Consider the following 16898-nt stretch of genomic DNA (forward strand, 5'->3'; position numbering starts at 1 on the left):
CCGCGTCGAGGCTCAGTCGGCCTGGCGCACCGAGCGGCGGCGCAGCACGACACCGAGGCCGAGGAGGGCAAGGGCGGCGAGCACCCCCGCACCCATCCATCCCGCGTCCGTGCCGGTGACGGCGAGGTCGCCCTCGCCGCGGCCCGTGGTGCCGCTCCCCGTGCCCGAGTCGCCGGATGCTCCGGTGTCACCGGATCCCGGCAGACCGGTGCCCGGGTCGGTGTCGTCGACGGCACCCACACTTAGCGGCACCGTGACCTGCGTACCGGTCGGCTGCGCCCTGAGCTGCACCTCCAGCGCGTCGGCCGCGTCGGCGGGGACCGTCAGCGTCACATTCGCCACACCGCCCGAAATCGGCACCTCGGCGCTCTCCGCGCCGGCGAACGACACCGAGAGCGAGGTGTTCGACGGAGCACCGAGCGAGGTGAGGTCGACGTTCGACACCGTGAACATCAGGTCCGCGCCGGGCTCGACGCTCGCCGGCAGCCCCGACACCTGGACACCACGCGCCGTGAAGTCGGGCGTGAGACCAGGATTCGCCCGCAGGAAGGAGATCCATCCATCGCGGTCCACCAGGCCCGAGTCCAGCGTGTTCTTCCCCTCGCGGAAGACCGAGAAGCTGTCCCCACCGCCCAGCAGGAAGCTGAACGAGCCCACGCGGTACTCCGCGGCCGGGTCGACGGCGACGCCGTTGATCCAGATGCCCAGGACGCGCTGACCGGCGGGACGCGAGGCGTCGTAGGTGAAGCGCACGTTCTCGGACACCCCGAGCGCGAGGTCCGTCGTGCCGCGATCTGACGCATCGCCCCATTGCTGCTCGAACATCACCCGCAACTGATCCCCAGTGAGGGTCGTGGTCCACAGATTGTTGACGAAGGGCAGGACCGCATTGGCCTCGGCCAGCGTGATCACACCGTCCCCGTCGAACAGCAGCTCCGCGCGCAGACCACCCGGGTTGACCACCGCGATGTCGGCGCCGCCGCGAGCGGGGTCCGCGAGGGTGCTCAGGAGCGCGTCGGCAACGAGCCCGCCCAGCGCCGACTGCTTCGAGCGGTCATCGCGCTCGCCACCCGTGTAGACACCATTCACGTATCCGCCCTCCTGGAAGGCGGTGGTGATGTCGGCGGTGACCGACCCGACCGGCTCGCGACCGACGATGTCGGCCGCGGCGCGGGCTGCAGTGACGATCTCGTTCACCTCGGCGACGCGCGGGTAGGTGGCGATGAGACGCTCATCCAGCGCGGCACTCGCCTCGGCATCCGGAGCCGACAGGCGCGGCACGTTGCGCGCGGTGTAGTCCACCACGTCGCCGCTGCCGTCGACCGTGAGCACGATCTGCCCGATGTTCTCGCCGTAGCTGCCCGTCTGGAGGATCGGGCGCGTGCCTTCACCACCGGGGATCGGCGCGTCCCACGCGTACAGCGCGTGCGTGTGGCCGGTGAAGATGGCATCCACCGCCGGGTCCGTGTCGTTCACGATGGAGGCGAACGCACCGCCCGCGGCGAGCGCCTGCTCGAGCGTCGCGCTCGACGCGCTGAGCTCGGTGCCCTCGTGGTACTGGGCGACGATCACGTCGACCTGGTCGTCGATCTCCGCCACGACGCGGTTGACCTCGGCCACCGGCTCGCGGAACTCGACGCCCTCGATCCCCTCCTGCGACACGAGCGTCGGCGTGAGCTGCGTGACGGCGCCGACGACACCCACGCGCACACCGTCGACCTCGAAGATCGCGTACTCCGGGAGGATCGGCTGGCCGTCCTTGAAGACGTTCGCCACGACGTACGGGAAGTCGGCGAGGTCGGTCACGCGCCCGGTAAGGTCGTCGACGCCCTGGTCGAACTCGTGGTTGCCTGCGGCGGACACGGCCAGCTCCAGGGCGTTGAGCACCTCGATCGTCGGCTCGTCCGCGAACAGCGACGACGCGAACAGCGACGCGCCGATGTTGTCTCCGTTGGAGACGAACAGAGTGTTGTCGTCGCCGTAGTCCGCGCGCAGCTGTTCGATCGTGCCGGCGAACTTCACCGTGTTGGCGTCGATGCGGCCGTGGAAGTCGTTGATACCGAGGAGGTTGATCTCGGTCGTCGACGACAGGTCCAGACCGACGATCACGGGGTCGTGGTCGCTGGAACGGTAGGGCGTCGTGTCGTAGAAGTTCAGCGCGTTGTAGTTGTAGCGGCTGTACTCCAGGGCGAGGGCCTCGACGGCGTTGATGTTCCAGACGTCGGTGCCGGTCACGAGCTCCCTCGCCGACGGCGAGGCCAGCACGTGGTCGAGCGATCCCGACTGACCTTGGAACGAGTACGAGTACTTCCCGTCCGCCGTGAGCGGCTCGAACCCGAACTCGCGGAGCTTGTCGATCGGGTCTTCCTGCGAGTAGGCGTTGAAGTCGCCGAGGAGGAACACGTCGTCCGTGCCCACCGCGGCGGCGCGCTCCTCGGCGAAGACGCCGAGGGCCTGGGCCTGACGTACGCGGTCGCCGTTGAAGGCGCCCTGGAAACCGTCGTCGGCGTTGTCACCGGTCGCGTCGTCGCTGCTGCTCTTGGACTTGAAGTGGTTCACGATCGCGAGGATGGTGGCATCCACGTCGTCCACGGGCGCGAACGCCTGCGCGAGGGGCTGGCGGGCGTTGGCGAATGCGGCGTCGTCGAGGATCACGCTCTCGCCGACCGGCGCGACGACGGCCTTCTTGTAGATGAAGGCGGTTCGGATGACGTCTTCCGAGGCCGGAAGATCCGCGGGCGAGGGCACGAACGCCCACTGCTCCGTCCCGAGCGCGGCGTTGAGGGCATCGACGAGCGTCGACAGGGCCGCGTCGCGGGCCTGGCCGAACTGGGCCGAGTTCTCGATCTCCTCGAGCGAGACGACGTCGGCGCCGAGGCCGTTGATCGCGGCCACGATCTTGGCCTGCTGGCGCTGAAGGTTCTCGTCGTTCGCGGCGCCGCGCGGACCGTTGTCCGGGCACTGGTTCGCCGTGATCGGGTTGCCGGCGCGATCCTTGTAGGTCGACGTGCAGCCGACGCTCTCGGCGGTCGTCGTGAAGTAGTTCAGCACGTTGAAGCTCGAGAGCTTCACGTTGCCGCCGACCGGCTCGGGAGCCGCGGTCCGGGTGTTCGCGAAAGTCGCCGGCTGCACGGCATCCGCGTTCTCCACCGTCAACTGCTCGGTGGGCTGAAACTTCCAGACGCGGTTGCGGAAGTCCAGGACAACCGGGGTCCGGAACATGACGGGCGCACCCACACGGACCGGGTCGGTGAGCGACACGTACGGCAGCGGGACGTTCTGCGCGGCGCGGAGGAAGTCCAGCGACGCACCGTCGTCGAGGACGATCGCGCGGGCGTCGTTGTCGGCGACCGCCGCGTCGTACTCCTCGGTGGCGGGACCCGCCACGTCGGTCGGCGTGCGCAACGGCGTGGTGCCGGCGGCGAGGCCCACCTCGGCGTACTGGTTCGTCGTGTACGAGTTGGTGACCGTGAAGTCGCCCTGGGGCGCGAGGAGCATGCCTTCGAAGCGCTCGCGTTCCTCGTCGGTCGCGGGCCAGGTGATTGTCGCCGGCTCGACCGGGGCGGCCGGATCGGGGAGCGACCGGATGCCGTCGGCGGTCGCGGTGATCTGCGTCTGGCCGAACTCCTCAGAGGCGGTGCCCGTGACCTCGACGGAGTCGCCCTTGTTCACCTTCGCCGTGGCAGCGGAACCGTAGACGAAGATGCCGTCGGAGGCGGTGTGGGTGGCGAGATCGATGTCGCCGCCGGTTCCGGGCGTCTGGATGAAGAAGCCGTCGTATCCGCCGGTCGGGTACGCCGCGGTGACGATGCCGCGCGTGGTGACCGTGGCGCCGGCGAGCGGCGTGGTCGCGCCCGTGCCCTGGATGTCACGGATCGGCACGACATCGCCGGGGGTGACGCTCGTCGTCGGCGCCGGAGTCGTCGGTGCCGTCGTCGGGGTGACGGACGGCTCGGGGTCGGGGGTGTCGCCGCCGGAGTTCTGCGGCGTGATGGTCGTCGTGTTGGCGAAGTCGGCGGAGTTGTCTCCGGTGTCGACGAAGCCGGTACGCGTCAGCGCGTTCTGGGTCGCATTGGGTCCGTCGACCACGGCCGGCGCGGTCTCGAAGCTCACACCGGCGCCGTACCCGAGGAAGTCCACGACACGAGAGTCGTCGACAGTGCCCGCGGGCAGCGCGAGCGACTCGGCGACGTTCGCGAGGAAGAGCTGGCCGGTCGTGCCCGACGGGTTCAGGCCCGTGTCGGCGATGTCGGGCGTCGGCAGCTCGTTCGTGACCACACCGTTGCCGCGCAGCGCGATCAGGTAGTACGCGCCCGCAGCGATCGAGCCGGTGAGACGCAGCGTGTTGGCGGCGGTCGGCGCGCTCGTGCTCGAAGCGGAGCGGTACTGCAGCGACCAGGAGCCGAGGTCCTGAGCGGTGTCACCGGCGTTGTACAGCTCGACGAACTTCTGCGTGTAGGCCGCGGCTCCGCTGCCTCCCTTGAGATAGGCCTCGTTGATCACCACCCGGGGGCCGTCGGCCGCGAACGCGGGGGCGGGGGCGAGCGCCGACCCGAGCAGGGCTGCTCCGAGAACGGCACTGAGGGTCGTGGTGAATCGGCGCCGAGGCGCGCGGGAGGGTGCGGGATGCATGGGTCTCCAAAGACCGGCGCTCGACGGAGAGACGGGCCGGATGGGGGGGATCGACGGGGGGGTCTCGACGAACTTAAACGAGACACATGTCGTTTACCCAGGCTCCAATGTTTCCAAACGGTGAACATGTCCTCAGCGCCTCGGCCGCCCCGCCGACAACGACGAAGGCCCGGATGCCATTGGCATCCGGGCCCTCGTATACGCGAAGTGCGTGAATTACTTGAGGGTCACCGTGGCGCCGGCAGCCTCGAGAGCTTCCTTCGCCTTGTCGGCGGTCTCCTTGTTCGCGCCCTCGAGCACGGCCTTGGGGGCACCGTCGACGACGGCCTTGGCCTCGCCGAGGCCGAGCGAGGTGAGCTCGCGGACGACCTTGATGACCTGGATCTTCTTGTCGCCGGCGGCCTCGAGGACGACGTCGAACGAGTCCTTCTCCTCGACCTCTTCGGCGGGGGCAGCGCCACCGGCGGCGGGGCCGGCCACGGCCACGGGGGCGGCGGCGGTGACGTCGAACGTCTCCTCGAACGCCTTCACGAACTCGGAGAGCTCGATGAGGGTGAGCTCCTTGAACGCGTCGAGCAGCTCTTCGGTGCTGAGCTTAGCCATTGTGTTTCTCCTTGATCGGGAATGTCATCCGGGCCGGGTCAGGCCGCGGTGTCCTGCTTCTCGCGCAGCGCGTCGACCGTGCGAACGGCCTTCGACGGAAGCGCCTGGAAGACGTATGCCGCCTTGGTCATCGTCGCCTTCATCGCACCGGCGAGCTTCGCCAGCAGGACTTCACGGCTTTCGAGATCGGCGAGCTTGTTGACCTCATCCGCGGTCAGGGCGGAGCCATCGAAGTAGCCGCCCTTCACCACGAGCTGAGGGTTAGCCTTGGCGAAGGCACGCAGGCTCTTCGCGACGGCGACGGGGTCACCGTGCACGAACGCGATGGCAGACGGGCCCTTGAGCTCGTCGTCCAGTCCCGTGACCCCCGCGTTGGCCGCGGCGATCTTGGTCAGCGTGTTCTTCACCACGGCGTACTCCGCGTCCTGACGGATGTCGTTGCGCAGCTGCTTGAGCTGGGCAACCGTCAGACCGCGGTACTCGGTCAGCAGAACGGCAGTCGAGTTCTCGAAGTGCTTCGTGAGCTCGGCGACCGATGCGTCCTTCTGCGCCATGGCCACTCCTTGTGTGTACGAGGCGCTCCGCGGAAGCGGGGCGCCGGCCAAGACACCGGGCGACGGCAAAAAAGAAGAGCTCCGGCGCAGGCGCACGGAGCTCGGAATCCCGATTCGGGAGGAGTTACATGTACCTGCGCAGGTCCTCTGCCTTTCGGCAGACGCTTCGATCTTCGTGCACGCACGACGATGACCGGCGGTCTTTGGCTTGCCCCTACTGTACCCGGCATCCACCCCGCCCGCCAAATCCGCGCCGCCCCGCCCGCCCCGCCCCGCCCCGGGGCCGCCCGACCCCCCGCGCACGCTTCCGAATGCACACGATCCGGCCGAACGCACACTATGCAGCAGCCCCGGACGTGTGCGCCCGGCTCGATCGTGTGCGCTCGCCACCGGCGAGCTCACGTTTGCGGGGTCACGCCGAAGGCGGCGAGGCGTGCGGCAAGCGTCCCGGGGTCTGCGATGTCACGGAACCCACCGCGGCACAGACGCCATTGCGTCGTGCCACGGATCCAATCCTCGCGGCGCTTCTCGTCGAGCAGTATCTGCTCGATCGTCGCATCTGCTCGCAGCGCGGGGTCACGGTACTTCGCCTCGCCGTCGAACTCCCAGAACGTGCGACATTCCCGCAGCGCGATATCGACGAAGTATTCGCGGCCCGCCGGGCCCGCGATCGGCACCTGGAGGTCTAGATCACGGAATCCCAGGCGGAACAATTGCAGCCGACTTACGCTTTCCCCCGGCAGTTCCGCCCGCCCGTCGGCGAATTCGATGAGCCACCTGGCCCCCGCCACCCCGCGATGGCCCGCGGCTCTTGCCACCCGCTCTCGCATCCGCTCGCGCCAGGCGTCCTGGCTGGCGGAGTCGACCCCGTGCCTGCGTCCCGCTTCCCGCCGCAGGGCCGCATCGGCGCAAGAGAGCGCCACTTCCATGCTGCGAGTCCTGGCGACGTCGAAGACCGTGCGTTCCAAAGAGGTGCAGCGGATGCCGTCGATCTCGACGACGTCCGAATCGTTCGGTTCATCCTGGTGACGGCGAACGCGACCTCGACTGGGCGCCCGCGACCCCTCCGGCACCGTGAGTTCCACGGGAGTACGGCCGAAACGGTACTGCGGGAGGCCGTGGACGACAGCGGCGGTCAGATGGGAGAGCACGGCGTCCCCACCCCTCATCCGGGCGATGACCGCGAGGGCTTCGAGCCGGTGGACGGAAGCCGGGCGAAGGTCGGTCAGGGACTCGCGAGCGACATACATGCCGCGGTGCACCCGCACCCACTCTCCTTCAGCGTCCCGTCGGAGCCGTCGAGGCGGAACGTCGCGATCGAGAAGCTCGGCGCGAGAATGCAACAGGCTGCGCGCCTGGGAGAGGCTGATGTCATGTGGCATCCGGTCAGCGTGCCCCGAAGCCGACGCCCCGCGCCCTCGACACCCCCGCTTCTGTGGGCCCTCCCCCAAATCGCGCCCTTGTGCAGAATCCGTCGCCCCCAGCGCCGAAAGCACGCGGTGTTGCCGAGCGCACACGCTCGGCCGGACCCAAACATGTGCGCTCGACCCGAACGTGTGTCCCGACGCGGCCGCGAGCCCAGCGGGCCGGGGCGACGCCGCGCGTGCGACCACCGAGACACACCGGGGCGATGAACGTTGGGGCCGCCCGACGGGGTTAGGGTCGAACGCATGTCCCCCGAGCTCGTCGCCTCCCGCAGCGCCGACCTGGACGCGCGGATCGTCGCCGACTCCCGCGATCGGGTTGCGTGGATCCGCGCGCGCTCGCGCGGCATCACCGCGACCGACGTCGCAACCCTCACGAGCATGAACGCGATCGCGCGAGCGGCGGATGCCAAGCTCCTGGGCTCGAACTTCTCGGGCAACGCCTACACGGCGCACGGCCGTCGGCGCGAGCCCGAGATCGCCGGGTGGGTTGCTGCGACGCACGGCATCCAGCCCTCATCGGCGCTTTATCACGCCGTCGTCGAGAAGCGGCACCTGGCCACTCCTGACGGGGTCGTCGTGGATGCCGAGGGGCGCATCGTGCTGGCCGAGATCAAGACGACCAACAAGTCGTGGCGATCGATCCCCCGGACGTACCTGCGCCAGGTGTGGTGGCAGCAGCACGTGCTCGGCGCCGAGCGCACGCTCGTCGCCTGGGAGCAGCACGACGGCTTCGTCCCCGTCGACGACGAACCCCGCTGCCAGTGGGTGGACCGCGACGAGAAGGAGATCGCCTCGCTCGTCCGCCTCGCCACCTCTCTCATCGACGAGCTCTACCGCCGCACCACCGCGGCGCGCCTGCCGTCTGCCCGCCCGGAACCCACGGAGAGGTACCGCGCGCTGGCCCTGGTCGAGGGATAGTTGACCCGAATCAAGCACTCGGCGTATAGTTGATCTTCGTCAACTAACGCGCCGACGTCGTCGCGGCTTCCCTTCCTCCCCTGGAGAGCTCCGCATGGCTTCATCGATCCCGGACACCGCCGCGCCGCGGCGTGTGCTCCCCGCCCTCATCGGGCTGTTGCTCGGCATGTTCGTGTCGATGCTGGCGTCCACCGTCGTCTCGACGTCGCTGCCGGTCATCGTCCACGACCTGTCCGGCGATCAGAACGCGTACACGTGGGTCATCACGGCGACACTGCTCACCACGGCGATCTCGACGCCCATCTGGGGCAAGCTCGCCGACCTGTTCAACCGCAAGGTGCTCATCCAGATCGCCATCGCGATCTTCGTCCTCGCCACCGCCGCGGCCGGGTTCTCCCAGAACACCGACATGCTCATCGCCTTCCGCGCCGTGCAGGGCCTCGGCGCCGGCGGTCTCGCCGCCCTCAGCCAGGTCATCATGGCCGACATCATCAGCCCCCGCGAGCGCGGCCGGTACATGGGTCTGTTCGGTGCCGTCATGGCCGTCGCGACGGTCGGCGGGCCTCTTCTCGGTGGAGTCATCACGGACGCCTTCGGATGGCGCTTCAACTTCTTCGTCGCGCTGCCGTTCGCGGTCGCCGCCCTCGTCATCCAGCAGCGCACGCTGCACCTCCCGCCCCGCGCCGCGCGCCGGGTCAAGATCGACTACCTCGGCATCGTGCTGCTGTCCACGGCCGTGTCGCTGCTTCTGATCTGGGTCACCAACGCGGGCCGCTCGTTCGACTGGGCGAGCGCCGAGACGCTCCTGATGATCGGGGGCGCCGTGCTCGCGGCGATCCTCTTCATCGTGGTCGAGCTCCGCAGCTCGGAGCCGCTGGTTCCGCTCACGCTGTTCCGGGATGCCACCTTCACCCTCGCCACGATCGCGTCGATCGCGACCGGCCTGGCGATGTTCGGTACCTCGGTGTTCCTCAGCCAGTACATGCAGATGGCCCGCGGCGCCACGCCCACCGAGGCCGGCGTCATGACCATCCCGATGATCGCGGGGCTCCTGCTGGCATCCGTCATCGTCGGCGCCCTCATCACGCGCCACGGACACTGGAAGCCGTTCCTCGTCACGGGCGGGGTGCTGCTGATCGCGGGCACGTTCCTGCTCTCGACGATCCACTACGACACGAACTTCGCCCTCGTCTCGGTCTACATGTTCCTCCTCGGCGCCGGCGTCGGCATGACGATGCAGAACCTCGTCCTCATCGTGCAGAACACCGCCGACCCCGCGCGCATGGGCGCGGCGAGCTCGGGAGTGACGTTCTTCCGCAGCCTCGGCGGCACCATCGGCGTCTCGGTCATGGGCGCCGTGCTCGCCAGCACCGCGACCGGGCTGTTCACCGACCGTGCCACCGACCTGCAGGCCGCGATCGGTGCCCTGGGCCCTGCCGGCGCGCCCGTCGCCCAGGCGTTGCAGTCCGGGACCATCCCGCAGGTGTCGGCACTGCCCGAGGCCGTGCGCGTGATCGTGGAGGACATCTACGCCCAGTCCATCGCCCACGCGTTCCTCATCGCGGTGCCCGTGGCGATCGTGAGCCTCATCGCGATCCTGTTCCTCCCGAACCGCCCGCTCACGCGCATGACGACGTCCGAGCGCGTCGCGGCCAGCGAGGCCGACCTCGCGACCGTGTCGGTGCCCGCCGGAATGGCGAGCCTGTCGACGACGGGGACGGTCGCGACGGTGGATGCCGCACCCCGCCGTCGTGCACGCTCCGAGGCCGCGATGGGAGAAGATGGGTGACGTGACCCGCGAAGACGACGCCGAGCGACAGGTCGCCGTGCACGCGCTCGAGCAGTCGTTCTCGGAACTGATGACCGTGTTCCGCCGCTACGTCGCCGAAGCGGCGGAACGGGTCAGTCCGGGAATGCTCCCGGCGACGTTCAAGACGCTGTCGACCGTCAGCCGCTTCGGGCCCATGACCCTGTCCGCCCTCGCGGAGCGCCTGGCCGCCGACAAGGGCTTCCTCAGCCGGTCGATCAGTGAGCTCGAGGGTCTGGGATTGGTCACGCGCACCCCCGATCCCGTGGACCGTCGCTCGCGTCTGATCGCGGTGACCGAGGTCGGGGCCGCGCGTTTGGGGGAGGCCCGCGCGCCGCACCAGAGCCGTCTGCACGAGGCGATGGCCGACTGGTCGGTCACGGAGATCCAGCACCTGTCGACGATGCTGCACGCGCTGGCCGTCGGCGGAGTCCCCGACCGCGGCTGAGCAGATCGCGGCGGATCAGTCCGCGGCGGAGCACTCCGCGGATGCGCGGCTCTGCGACGCGACACGGTGATCGAGGTGTAACACCGTCGAGACAATGGCGCGCTTGACTGAGGGAGTCGAGGCGGAGTCGCCGACGACGTCACCCCCGAGGAGGAGCGCCCGATGAGATTCCGATCGACGCGTCCGGAGGCCGACGTCGCGGCACCCGAGCCCGCTCTGCCCGAGTCCATGCGCGCGACGGTTCTGGACTCGCCGGGTGGACCCGAAGCGCTCCACAGCGCGCGCGTCCCCCTGCCGGTGCCGATCCTGAGCGAGGTGCTCGTCCGGGTCGTCGCGGCCGGGGTGAATCCCATCGACGCCAGGACGCGCGCCGGGCGCGGCGCGTGCGACGCGATCACGGCGTGGCCGGCGACGCTCGGCTACGACTTCAGCGGCGTCGTGGTGGCGACGCCCTACGAATCGCACCCGTTCCCGCCCGGGACCGAGGTGTTCGGGATGACGCCGACTCCGCGGACGCCCGGCACGTACGCCGAGTACGCGGTGGTGCCCTCGCTCTCGCTCGCTCGCAAGCCCCTGTCGCTCTCGCACGTCGAGGCGGCGGGTGTGCCCGTGGCCGCGCTCACGGCGTGGGGCGTGGTCGTCGAGACGGCGCTCGCCCACGCGAATCAGCGCATCCTCGTGCACGCCGGAAGCGGCGGGGTCGGGCATTTCGCCGTGCAGTTCGCCGCGTATTTCGGAGCGCACGTCATCGCGACCGGTTCGCCGAACAATCTCGACTGGTTGCGCGAGCTCGGCGCGGCGGAGGTGGTCGACCACACGGCGGTGCGGTTCGAAGAGGCGGTCGCCGATGTCGATGTCGTCGTCGATCTCGTCGGTAACGCCCTCGACGACACCGGGACGCGGTCGCTCGATGTCCTGCGTCCGGGCGGTCTGCTGATCGAGGTCCCCACCGGCGCATGGCCGGGCTTCCGCGAGGCCGCGTCGGCGCGTGGCATCCGCTCGACGGGATACAAGGTCGTCCCCGACGGCAGCGCCCTGGCGACGGTCGGGCGGCTCCTGGACTCCGGTGCCGTCCGTGTGTTCGTCGATCGCGTCTTCGATCTGGCGGATGCCGCCGACGCCCACCGCGAGCTCGAGAAGGGGCACACGCGCGGAAAGATCGTGCTGCGGGTCAGCGACGACTGACGCGCTGCGTCGCGAGGACCCGTCGCCCCTCGCCGACCACCTCGTCCGCGACCTCGTCGAGGAGCGGAGACGTGAGGTTCCACTGCTGCCAGAACAGCGGAACGTCGATGGGATCGCCGCCGAGCCTCACGAGCGTGCCGTCGGCGAGTCCGTGCGCGGATTGGAACTCCGGCAACAGCCCCCAGCCGAACCCCAGGGCGACCGCCGTCGCGAAATCCTGCGAGGCGGGCACACGGTGCCGCGGCGGCTCCCCCGTCGATACCCCGCGCGTGGTGAGCCACTGCGACTGGAGGTCGTCGCGGCGGTCGAAGTCGACGAGCGGGGCCCGGGCGAGGGCCGCGCCGTCGACCCCGCCCGGGAACCAGCGTTGCGCGAACCCGGCCGCGGCGACCGCTTCGTACCGCAGGACCCCGAGATCGCGCACACGACAACCCGCGACCGGCGCCTCCCGCGACGTGACCGCGGCCATCACGACCCCGCTCTCGAGCAGCCCGGCGGTGAAGTCCTGGTCGTCGCGGTGCAGATCGAACACGACGGGACGCCGCTGGGCGACACGGTGGAGCGGCGGCAGGAACCAGGTGGCGAGAGAATCGGCATTCACCGCCAGCGGAACGGATGCCACGTCGCCCCCCTCCGCGCCCATGGCAGCGAGGGCGTCGTGTTCGAGCAGCGCGAGCTGGCGCGCGAGGCGCACGACGGCATCGCCCGCCGCGGTCGTGCGCACGGGCTTGGATCGCACGAGCACGACCCGCCCGACCTGATCCTCGAGAGCGCGCAGGCGTTGGCTCACCGCCGACGGGGTGATGTGCAGGCGCCGAGCCGCGGCATCCAGGGTTCCTTCGTCGACGACCGTGGCGAGCGTCCGCGCGAAGTCCAGAGGGATCGACATGAAGCAATGCTAATGCTCTGTCAGAATGCTGAACTGTACTTGAGATAGTCGCGAACCTATCGTCGAGGTGTGCTCTCCCCCCTTCTGGCCGGCTTCGGACTCGGCCTCTCGCTCATCGTCGCCATCGGCGCACAGAACCTGTTCGTCCTCCGCCAGGGCGTGCGCCGCGAGCACGTGATCGCGGTCGTCGCCGTGTGCGCCGTATCCGACGCCCTGCTCATCGCCGTGGGCGTCTCCGGCATCGGCGCGGTCGTCGCCGCCGTTCCGTGGCTCCTCGACGTCGTCCGCTGGGCCGGCGCGGCATTCCTCCTCGGCTACGGCGCGGTCGCCGCCCGCCGGGCGCTCCGCCCCTCCGGCGCCGTCCTGCACGTGGAGGCGGAGACGTCCCCCGCGGACGGCGCCGTGCGCACACGGACCGTGACCACGACGCGCGCCGCCGCGATCCTCACGTGCCTCGCGCTGACGTGGCTGAACCCGCACGTCTACCTCGACACGGTGTTCCTGCTCGGATCCGTCGCCGCCACCCACGGCGACGCCCGCGGCATCTTCGGTGTCGGGGCCGCCGGTGCCAGCGTCGTGTGGTTCACGGCGCTCGGGTTCGGGGCGCGCTTCCTCGGGCGCTGGCTCGACTCTCCGCGCGCCTGGCGCGTGCTGGACGCCGTGATCGCGCTGGTGATGTGGGTGCTCGCGTTCTCCCTCGTCCTCCCGGTGTTCACCGGCTGAGGGCACAATGGAGCCATGCCAACCGTCGCGATCACCGTCCGCGGTCACGTGCAGGGCGTCGGATTCCGCTGGGCCCTCCGCGCCGAAGCCGAACGCGTCGGCGTCACCGGCTGGGTCCGCAATCGTCGCGACGGATCGGTCGAGGCCCACGTCAGCGGCGCGCAGCCGGAGATCGACGAGGTCGTCGCCTGGGCGCACCACGGTCCGCCTCTCGCCCGCGTCGAGCGGGTCGAGATCGCCGTGGTCCCGGATGCCGAGGACCACACGGCGTTCGAGATCCGCGCGTCCGCCTAGTCTCGGTCGGCCGGGAGTCCGGCTCGGAGCTCCGCGAGCACGTCGCCGGCGTCGTCGAGACGGGTGAGACCCGCGGCCTGCCCCGCCCACAGCGACAGCAGCTCTCCCTCGCCCGCAACCGCGGCCGCTGCCCGGAAGACGCCGGTGAGCCAGTTCTGCGCGGGGAACGGCGCGATCGCACCGGCCGCTTCGATCTCACGGACGGCGTGGTTCGGGATGCCGCGCGCCAGCCGCCCGCTCATCGCCCGTGTCAGCACGGTGTCGGTGTCGCTCGCCGCGGCCAGGGCGGCACGGTGGGCGGCCGACGCCGCGGACTGACGGGTGCCGAGGAACGCGGTGCCGACCTGCACCCCGGCGGCGCCCAGCGCGAACGCGGCGGCGACGCCCCGGCGATCCGCGATCCCCCCGGCCGCGATGACCGGCACCGACACGGCGTCCACCACCTGCGGCACGAGCGCGAACGTTCCCACGAGCGATGTCGCCGGGTCGCGCAGGAACGACACGCGATGGCCCCCGGCCTCCATCCCGGTGGCGACGACGGCATCCACACCCGCCGTGTCCAGAACGACGGCCTCGGCGACGGAGGTGGCCGTGCCGACCAGACGGATGCCGTGCTCCCGGGCCCGCGCGACGGTCGCGGCATCCGGCGCTCCGAACACCACGCTGAGCACGTCCGGGCGTGCGGCGAACACCGCGTCGAGCTGGGCGCTCAGGGACGGGAGGAAGGCCGTCGGCACCTCGGGGAGCGAGACCCCGGCCGCGGCGAAGAGGGGAGCCATGGCATCCAGGACCGGGGTGAGGTCCACGTCGGCCGGCTCCACTTCGTCGCCGCGCGGCCACCACAGGTTGACCGCGATCGGCCGATCGGTCGCCTCACGCAGCTGCCGGATCGTGTCGTGGATGCGGTCGGGTGTATAGCCGTACAGGCCGAACGACCCCAGGCCACCGCCATCGCTGACCGCCGCGGCCAGCGGCACCGACGACACACCCCCGAACGGGCCGAGGACGATCGGGACATCGATGCCGAAGAGTTCCGTCAGCCGCGACACGATCAGTCCAGCGGGCGCAGGAGGCGGTCGAGGAACCGACGCGTGCGTTCCTTCTTCGGCGCGGTGAACAGCACGCCGGGCGCGCCGCGCTCGACGATGACCCCCTCGTCGAAGAACAGCACCTCGTCCGCGACCTCGCGGGCGAAGCCCAGCTCGTGCGTGACGATGATCATCGTCCAGCCGTCGTCGGCGAGTCCGCGCAGAACCTTCAGCACCTCGCCCACCAACTCGGGGTCGAGGGCGCTCGTCGGCTCGTCGAACAGCAAGAGATCGGGCTCGAGGGCCAGCGCTCGGACGATCCCGACACGCTGCTGCTGCCCGCCCGAGAGCTCCGACGGGTACGCGTCACGCTTCTCGGTGAGACCGACACGCGCCAGGAGAGCCTCGGCACGCGCGGTCGCGGTGGCCTTCGGGACCCCGTGCGCCTGCACCGGTCCCTCGATGACGTTCTGCAGCACGGTCAGGTGCGGGAACAGATTGTGGTGCTGGAAGACCATCGCCGAGCGGTCGCGCATCGCCGCGCGGTCAGCCTTGGACACTTTGCCGGCGAAGTCGATCGTCGGCCCGCCGTCGAAGACGACGCGGCCCTGCTCCGGCGTCTCGAGAGCGTTCAGACAGCGGAGCACCGTGGTCTTGCCCGACCCGGACGGGCCGATGAGCACGAGCACCTCTCCGCGCTGCACCTCGAGGTCGACGCCGTCGAGGACACGGTTCGCGCCGAAGTTCTTCTGCAGACCGTGGACCCGCAGAAGCGGGGTCACGGGCGCCGGGGTCTGGGCATCGTCACCGTGCGACATGGCGATCGAGCCTCCTCTCGAGGACTCCCTGTCCCGCGGACAGCACGAGACAGAACAGCCAGTAGATGAGCGCCGCTTCGAGGTAGATCGCCATGAACTCGTACGAGAAGGCGGCGATGTTCTGCGCCTGTCGGAACAGCTCGGTGACCAGGATGAGGGATGCCAGCGAACTGTCCTTCACGAGCGAGATGAACGTGTTGGACAGCGGAGGGACGGAGACCCGAGCGGCCTGCGGAAGGATGATGCGCGTCAGCGTCCTGCCGGGAGGGAGCCCGACGACGTGCGCGGCCTCCCACTGTCCCTGCGGGACCGAGAGGATCGCGGCGCGGATCACCTCGGCGGCGTACCCCCCGACGTTCAGCGAGAAAGCGATGACCGCCGCGGGGAACGGGTCGATGACGACCCCCACCGCGGGAAGGCCGTAGAAGATCACGAACAACTGCACCAGCAACGGGGTGCCGCGGATGACGGAGATGTAGAACCGCGCGACCCCGCGCAGCACGATGTTTCGCGAGAGACGCAGGAGCGCCATTCCCAGCGCGATGACGAGACCGATGGCGAACGACGCCAGTGAGAGCGGGATGGTGCCCCGCAAACCCGCCAGCACCATCGGCCAGAACGAATCGATGAGCAGTGTCCAGATGTCGTTCACTCGGCCTCCTTCCTGTCACGCACGCGGCGCGCCCGCGCCCCACGCTAAACGGGAGACGCGGGCGCGCGTCGGGGCTTTACTTCGTGACGTCGGCGCCGAAGTACTTCTCGCTGATCTGGGCGAGGGTCCCGTCGGCGCGGAGCTCCTCGAGCGCGGTGTCGATGGCATCCGCGAGGGCCTGCTTGTCCTGGGTCGTCGCGAAGGCGCTCTCGGAGGAGTCCTCCGTCTCGGCGGCGATCTTCAGACCCGTGGGGCTGTTGGTCTTCTCGTAATCGAGATAGGTCAGCTGATCGTTGACCGTAGCGTCGACGCGGCCCTGCTGCAGCAGCGCGACGGCCTGCGCCCACCCCTCGACGGCCTCGACCTGCGCACCGCTCTCGGTGGCCAGCTCGTACCAGTTGCTCGTCAGCGACTGCGCGGTGGTCTTCCCGGACAGGTCGGCGAAGCTCGAGATCGACGAGTCGTCCTCGGCGGTCACGACGACACCGCGCGAGACGGTGTAGGGCGAGCTGAACAGGTACTTCTCCTGCCGCTCGGGGTTGATCGAGACCTGGTTGGCGATGACGTCGAAGCGTCCGGCGTCGAGGCCCGCGAAGATGGCATCCCACTGGGTCTCCTGGAACCGGACCTCGAGACCGAGCTTGTCGGCGACGGCCTCGGCGATCTCGACGTCGAAACCTGTCAGCGCGCCCGACTCGTCGTGGAACGAGAACGGACGGTAGGTCCCCTCGGTGGCGACGGTCAGCGTGCCGCCGCTGACGAGGCCGAGGTCATCGCCCTGCTCGGCCGAACCGGACGTGGAGCCTCCGCTGCACGCGCTGAGCGCGAGGGCGAGAGCACCGAGGGCTGCGGCGAGAACGGGAAGACGACGACGGGGCATAGCTGTTCCTTGCTGTGGTGCGGGTGAGTGCGGGGGGGGG

Annotated in this window: 15 protein-coding genes; 6 read left to right on the forward strand and 9 right to left on the reverse strand. The window is 69.9% G+C overall.

Translation table 11 applies throughout. The features are described 5' to 3' along the window. Window positions 1–12: 12 nt before the first annotated feature. The 4 genes from D8Y23_RS06575 to D8Y23_RS06590 all read right to left on the reverse strand — a co-directional run bounded on the left by D8Y23_RS06575 (window position 13) and on the right by D8Y23_RS06590 (window position 7171). Complete coding sequence (locus D8Y23_RS06575) at window positions 13–4632, reverse strand: ExeM/NucH family extracellular endonuclease (RefSeq protein WP_128217363.1); 4620 nt, start codon at window positions 4630–4632, stop codon at window positions 13–15. 216 nt (window positions 4633–4848) lie between these two features. Then, window positions 4849–5235, reverse strand: coding sequence for a 50S ribosomal protein L7/L12 (gene rplL, locus D8Y23_RS06580; RefSeq protein ID WP_058232706.1), 387 nt, complete (start codon window positions 5233–5235; stop codon window positions 4849–4851). 38 nt (window positions 5236–5273) lie between these two features. Further along, window positions 5274–5789, reverse strand: coding sequence for a 50S ribosomal protein L10 (rplJ, locus tag D8Y23_RS06585; protein WP_128217364.1), 516 nt, complete (start codon window positions 5787–5789; stop codon window positions 5274–5276). Between the two features lie 398 nt (window positions 5790–6187). Continuing rightward, window positions 6188–7171, reverse strand: coding sequence for a type IV toxin-antitoxin system AbiEi family antitoxin domain-containing protein (locus D8Y23_RS06590; protein WP_128217365.1), 984 nt, complete (start codon window positions 7169–7171; stop codon window positions 6188–6190). Window positions 7172–7459: 288 nt separating this feature from the next. Between D8Y23_RS06590 and D8Y23_RS06595 the strand changes: the two genes are divergently transcribed. The 4 genes from D8Y23_RS06595 (at window position 7460) to D8Y23_RS06610 (ending at window position 11574) form a co-directional block, all read left to right on the forward strand. Further along, window positions 7460–8134 (forward strand): YqaJ viral recombinase family protein, encoded by a 675-nt coding sequence (locus D8Y23_RS06595; protein ID WP_128217366.1) that lies wholly within the window; start codon window positions 7460–7462, stop codon window positions 8132–8134. Window positions 8135–8228: 94 nt separating this feature from the next. Further along, a complete protein-coding gene (locus D8Y23_RS06600; RefSeq protein WP_128217367.1) occupies window positions 8229–9923 on the forward strand; it encodes an MDR family MFS transporter in 1695 nt (564 codons plus the stop codon). Then, window positions 9916–10389 (forward strand): MarR family winged helix-turn-helix transcriptional regulator, encoded by a 474-nt coding sequence (locus tag D8Y23_RS06605; protein ID WP_128217368.1) that lies wholly within the window; start codon window positions 9916–9918, stop codon window positions 10387–10389. The genes D8Y23_RS06600 and D8Y23_RS06605 overlap by 8 nt, the downstream gene beginning before the upstream one ends. Window positions 10390–10551: 162 nt before the next feature. Continuing rightward, a complete protein-coding gene (locus D8Y23_RS06610) occupies window positions 10552–11574 on the forward strand; it encodes an NADP-dependent oxidoreductase (RefSeq protein WP_128217369.1) in 1023 nt (340 codons plus the stop codon). On the opposite strand, the gene D8Y23_RS06615 is transcribed toward D8Y23_RS06610, so the two are convergent. Next, window positions 11561–12463 (reverse strand): LysR family transcriptional regulator ArgP, encoded by a 903-nt coding sequence (locus D8Y23_RS06615; protein WP_128217370.1) that lies wholly within the window; start codon window positions 12461–12463, stop codon window positions 11561–11563. The two genes, D8Y23_RS06610 and D8Y23_RS06615, sit on opposite strands and share 14 nt — an antisense overlap. A 69-nt stretch (window positions 12464–12532) precedes the next feature. Here D8Y23_RS06615 and D8Y23_RS06620 point away from each other — a divergent pair, with 69 nt between their 5' ends. Both D8Y23_RS06620 and D8Y23_RS06625 read left to right on the forward strand, forming a co-directional pair. Then, entirely contained in the window at window positions 12533–13186 is a 654-nt protein-coding gene (locus tag D8Y23_RS06620; protein WP_128217371.1) for a LysE/ArgO family amino acid transporter, read from the forward strand. A 15-nt stretch (window positions 13187–13201) separates the two neighbouring features. Next, a complete protein-coding gene (locus D8Y23_RS06625; RefSeq protein WP_128217372.1) occupies window positions 13202–13480 on the forward strand; it encodes an acylphosphatase in 279 nt (92 codons plus the stop codon). Here D8Y23_RS06625 and D8Y23_RS06630 read toward each other — a convergent pair. The 4 genes from D8Y23_RS06630 to D8Y23_RS06645 all read right to left on the reverse strand — a co-directional run bounded on the left by D8Y23_RS06630 (window position 13477) and on the right by D8Y23_RS06645 (window position 16858). Then, window positions 13477–14529: an NAD(P)H-dependent flavin oxidoreductase gene (locus D8Y23_RS06630; protein WP_240663817.1), complete on the reverse strand. Its 1053-nt coding sequence runs from the start codon at window positions 14527–14529 to the stop codon at window positions 13477–13479. The genes D8Y23_RS06625 and D8Y23_RS06630 overlap by 4 nt on opposite strands. 2 nt (window positions 14530–14531) lie before the next feature. Beyond that, on the reverse strand, window positions 14532–15326 hold the full coding sequence (locus D8Y23_RS06635; protein ID WP_128217373.1) for an amino acid ABC transporter ATP-binding protein: 795 nt from the start codon (window positions 15324–15326) through the stop codon (window positions 14532–14534). Then, the gene (locus D8Y23_RS06640; RefSeq protein WP_205796925.1) at window positions 15313–15936 is read right to left on the reverse strand and encodes an amino acid ABC transporter permease; all 624 of its coding nucleotides are present in this window, start codon (window positions 15934–15936) and stop codon (window positions 15313–15315) included. Before D8Y23_RS06640 ends, D8Y23_RS06635 begins: the two co-directional genes overlap by 14 nt. Window positions 15937–16054: 118 nt before the next feature. Further along, window positions 16055–16858: an amino acid ABC transporter substrate-binding protein gene (locus D8Y23_RS06645; protein ID WP_128217375.1), complete on the reverse strand. Its 804-nt coding sequence runs from the start codon at window positions 16856–16858 to the stop codon at window positions 16055–16057. Between the last annotated feature and the right edge of the window lie 40 nt (window positions 16859–16898).

This window comes from Microbacterium enclense, assembly GCF_004022425.1.
In the GTDB taxonomy this organism is placed as follows: domain Bacteria; phylum Actinomycetota; class Actinomycetes; order Actinomycetales; family Microbacteriaceae; genus Microbacterium; species Microbacterium enclense_A.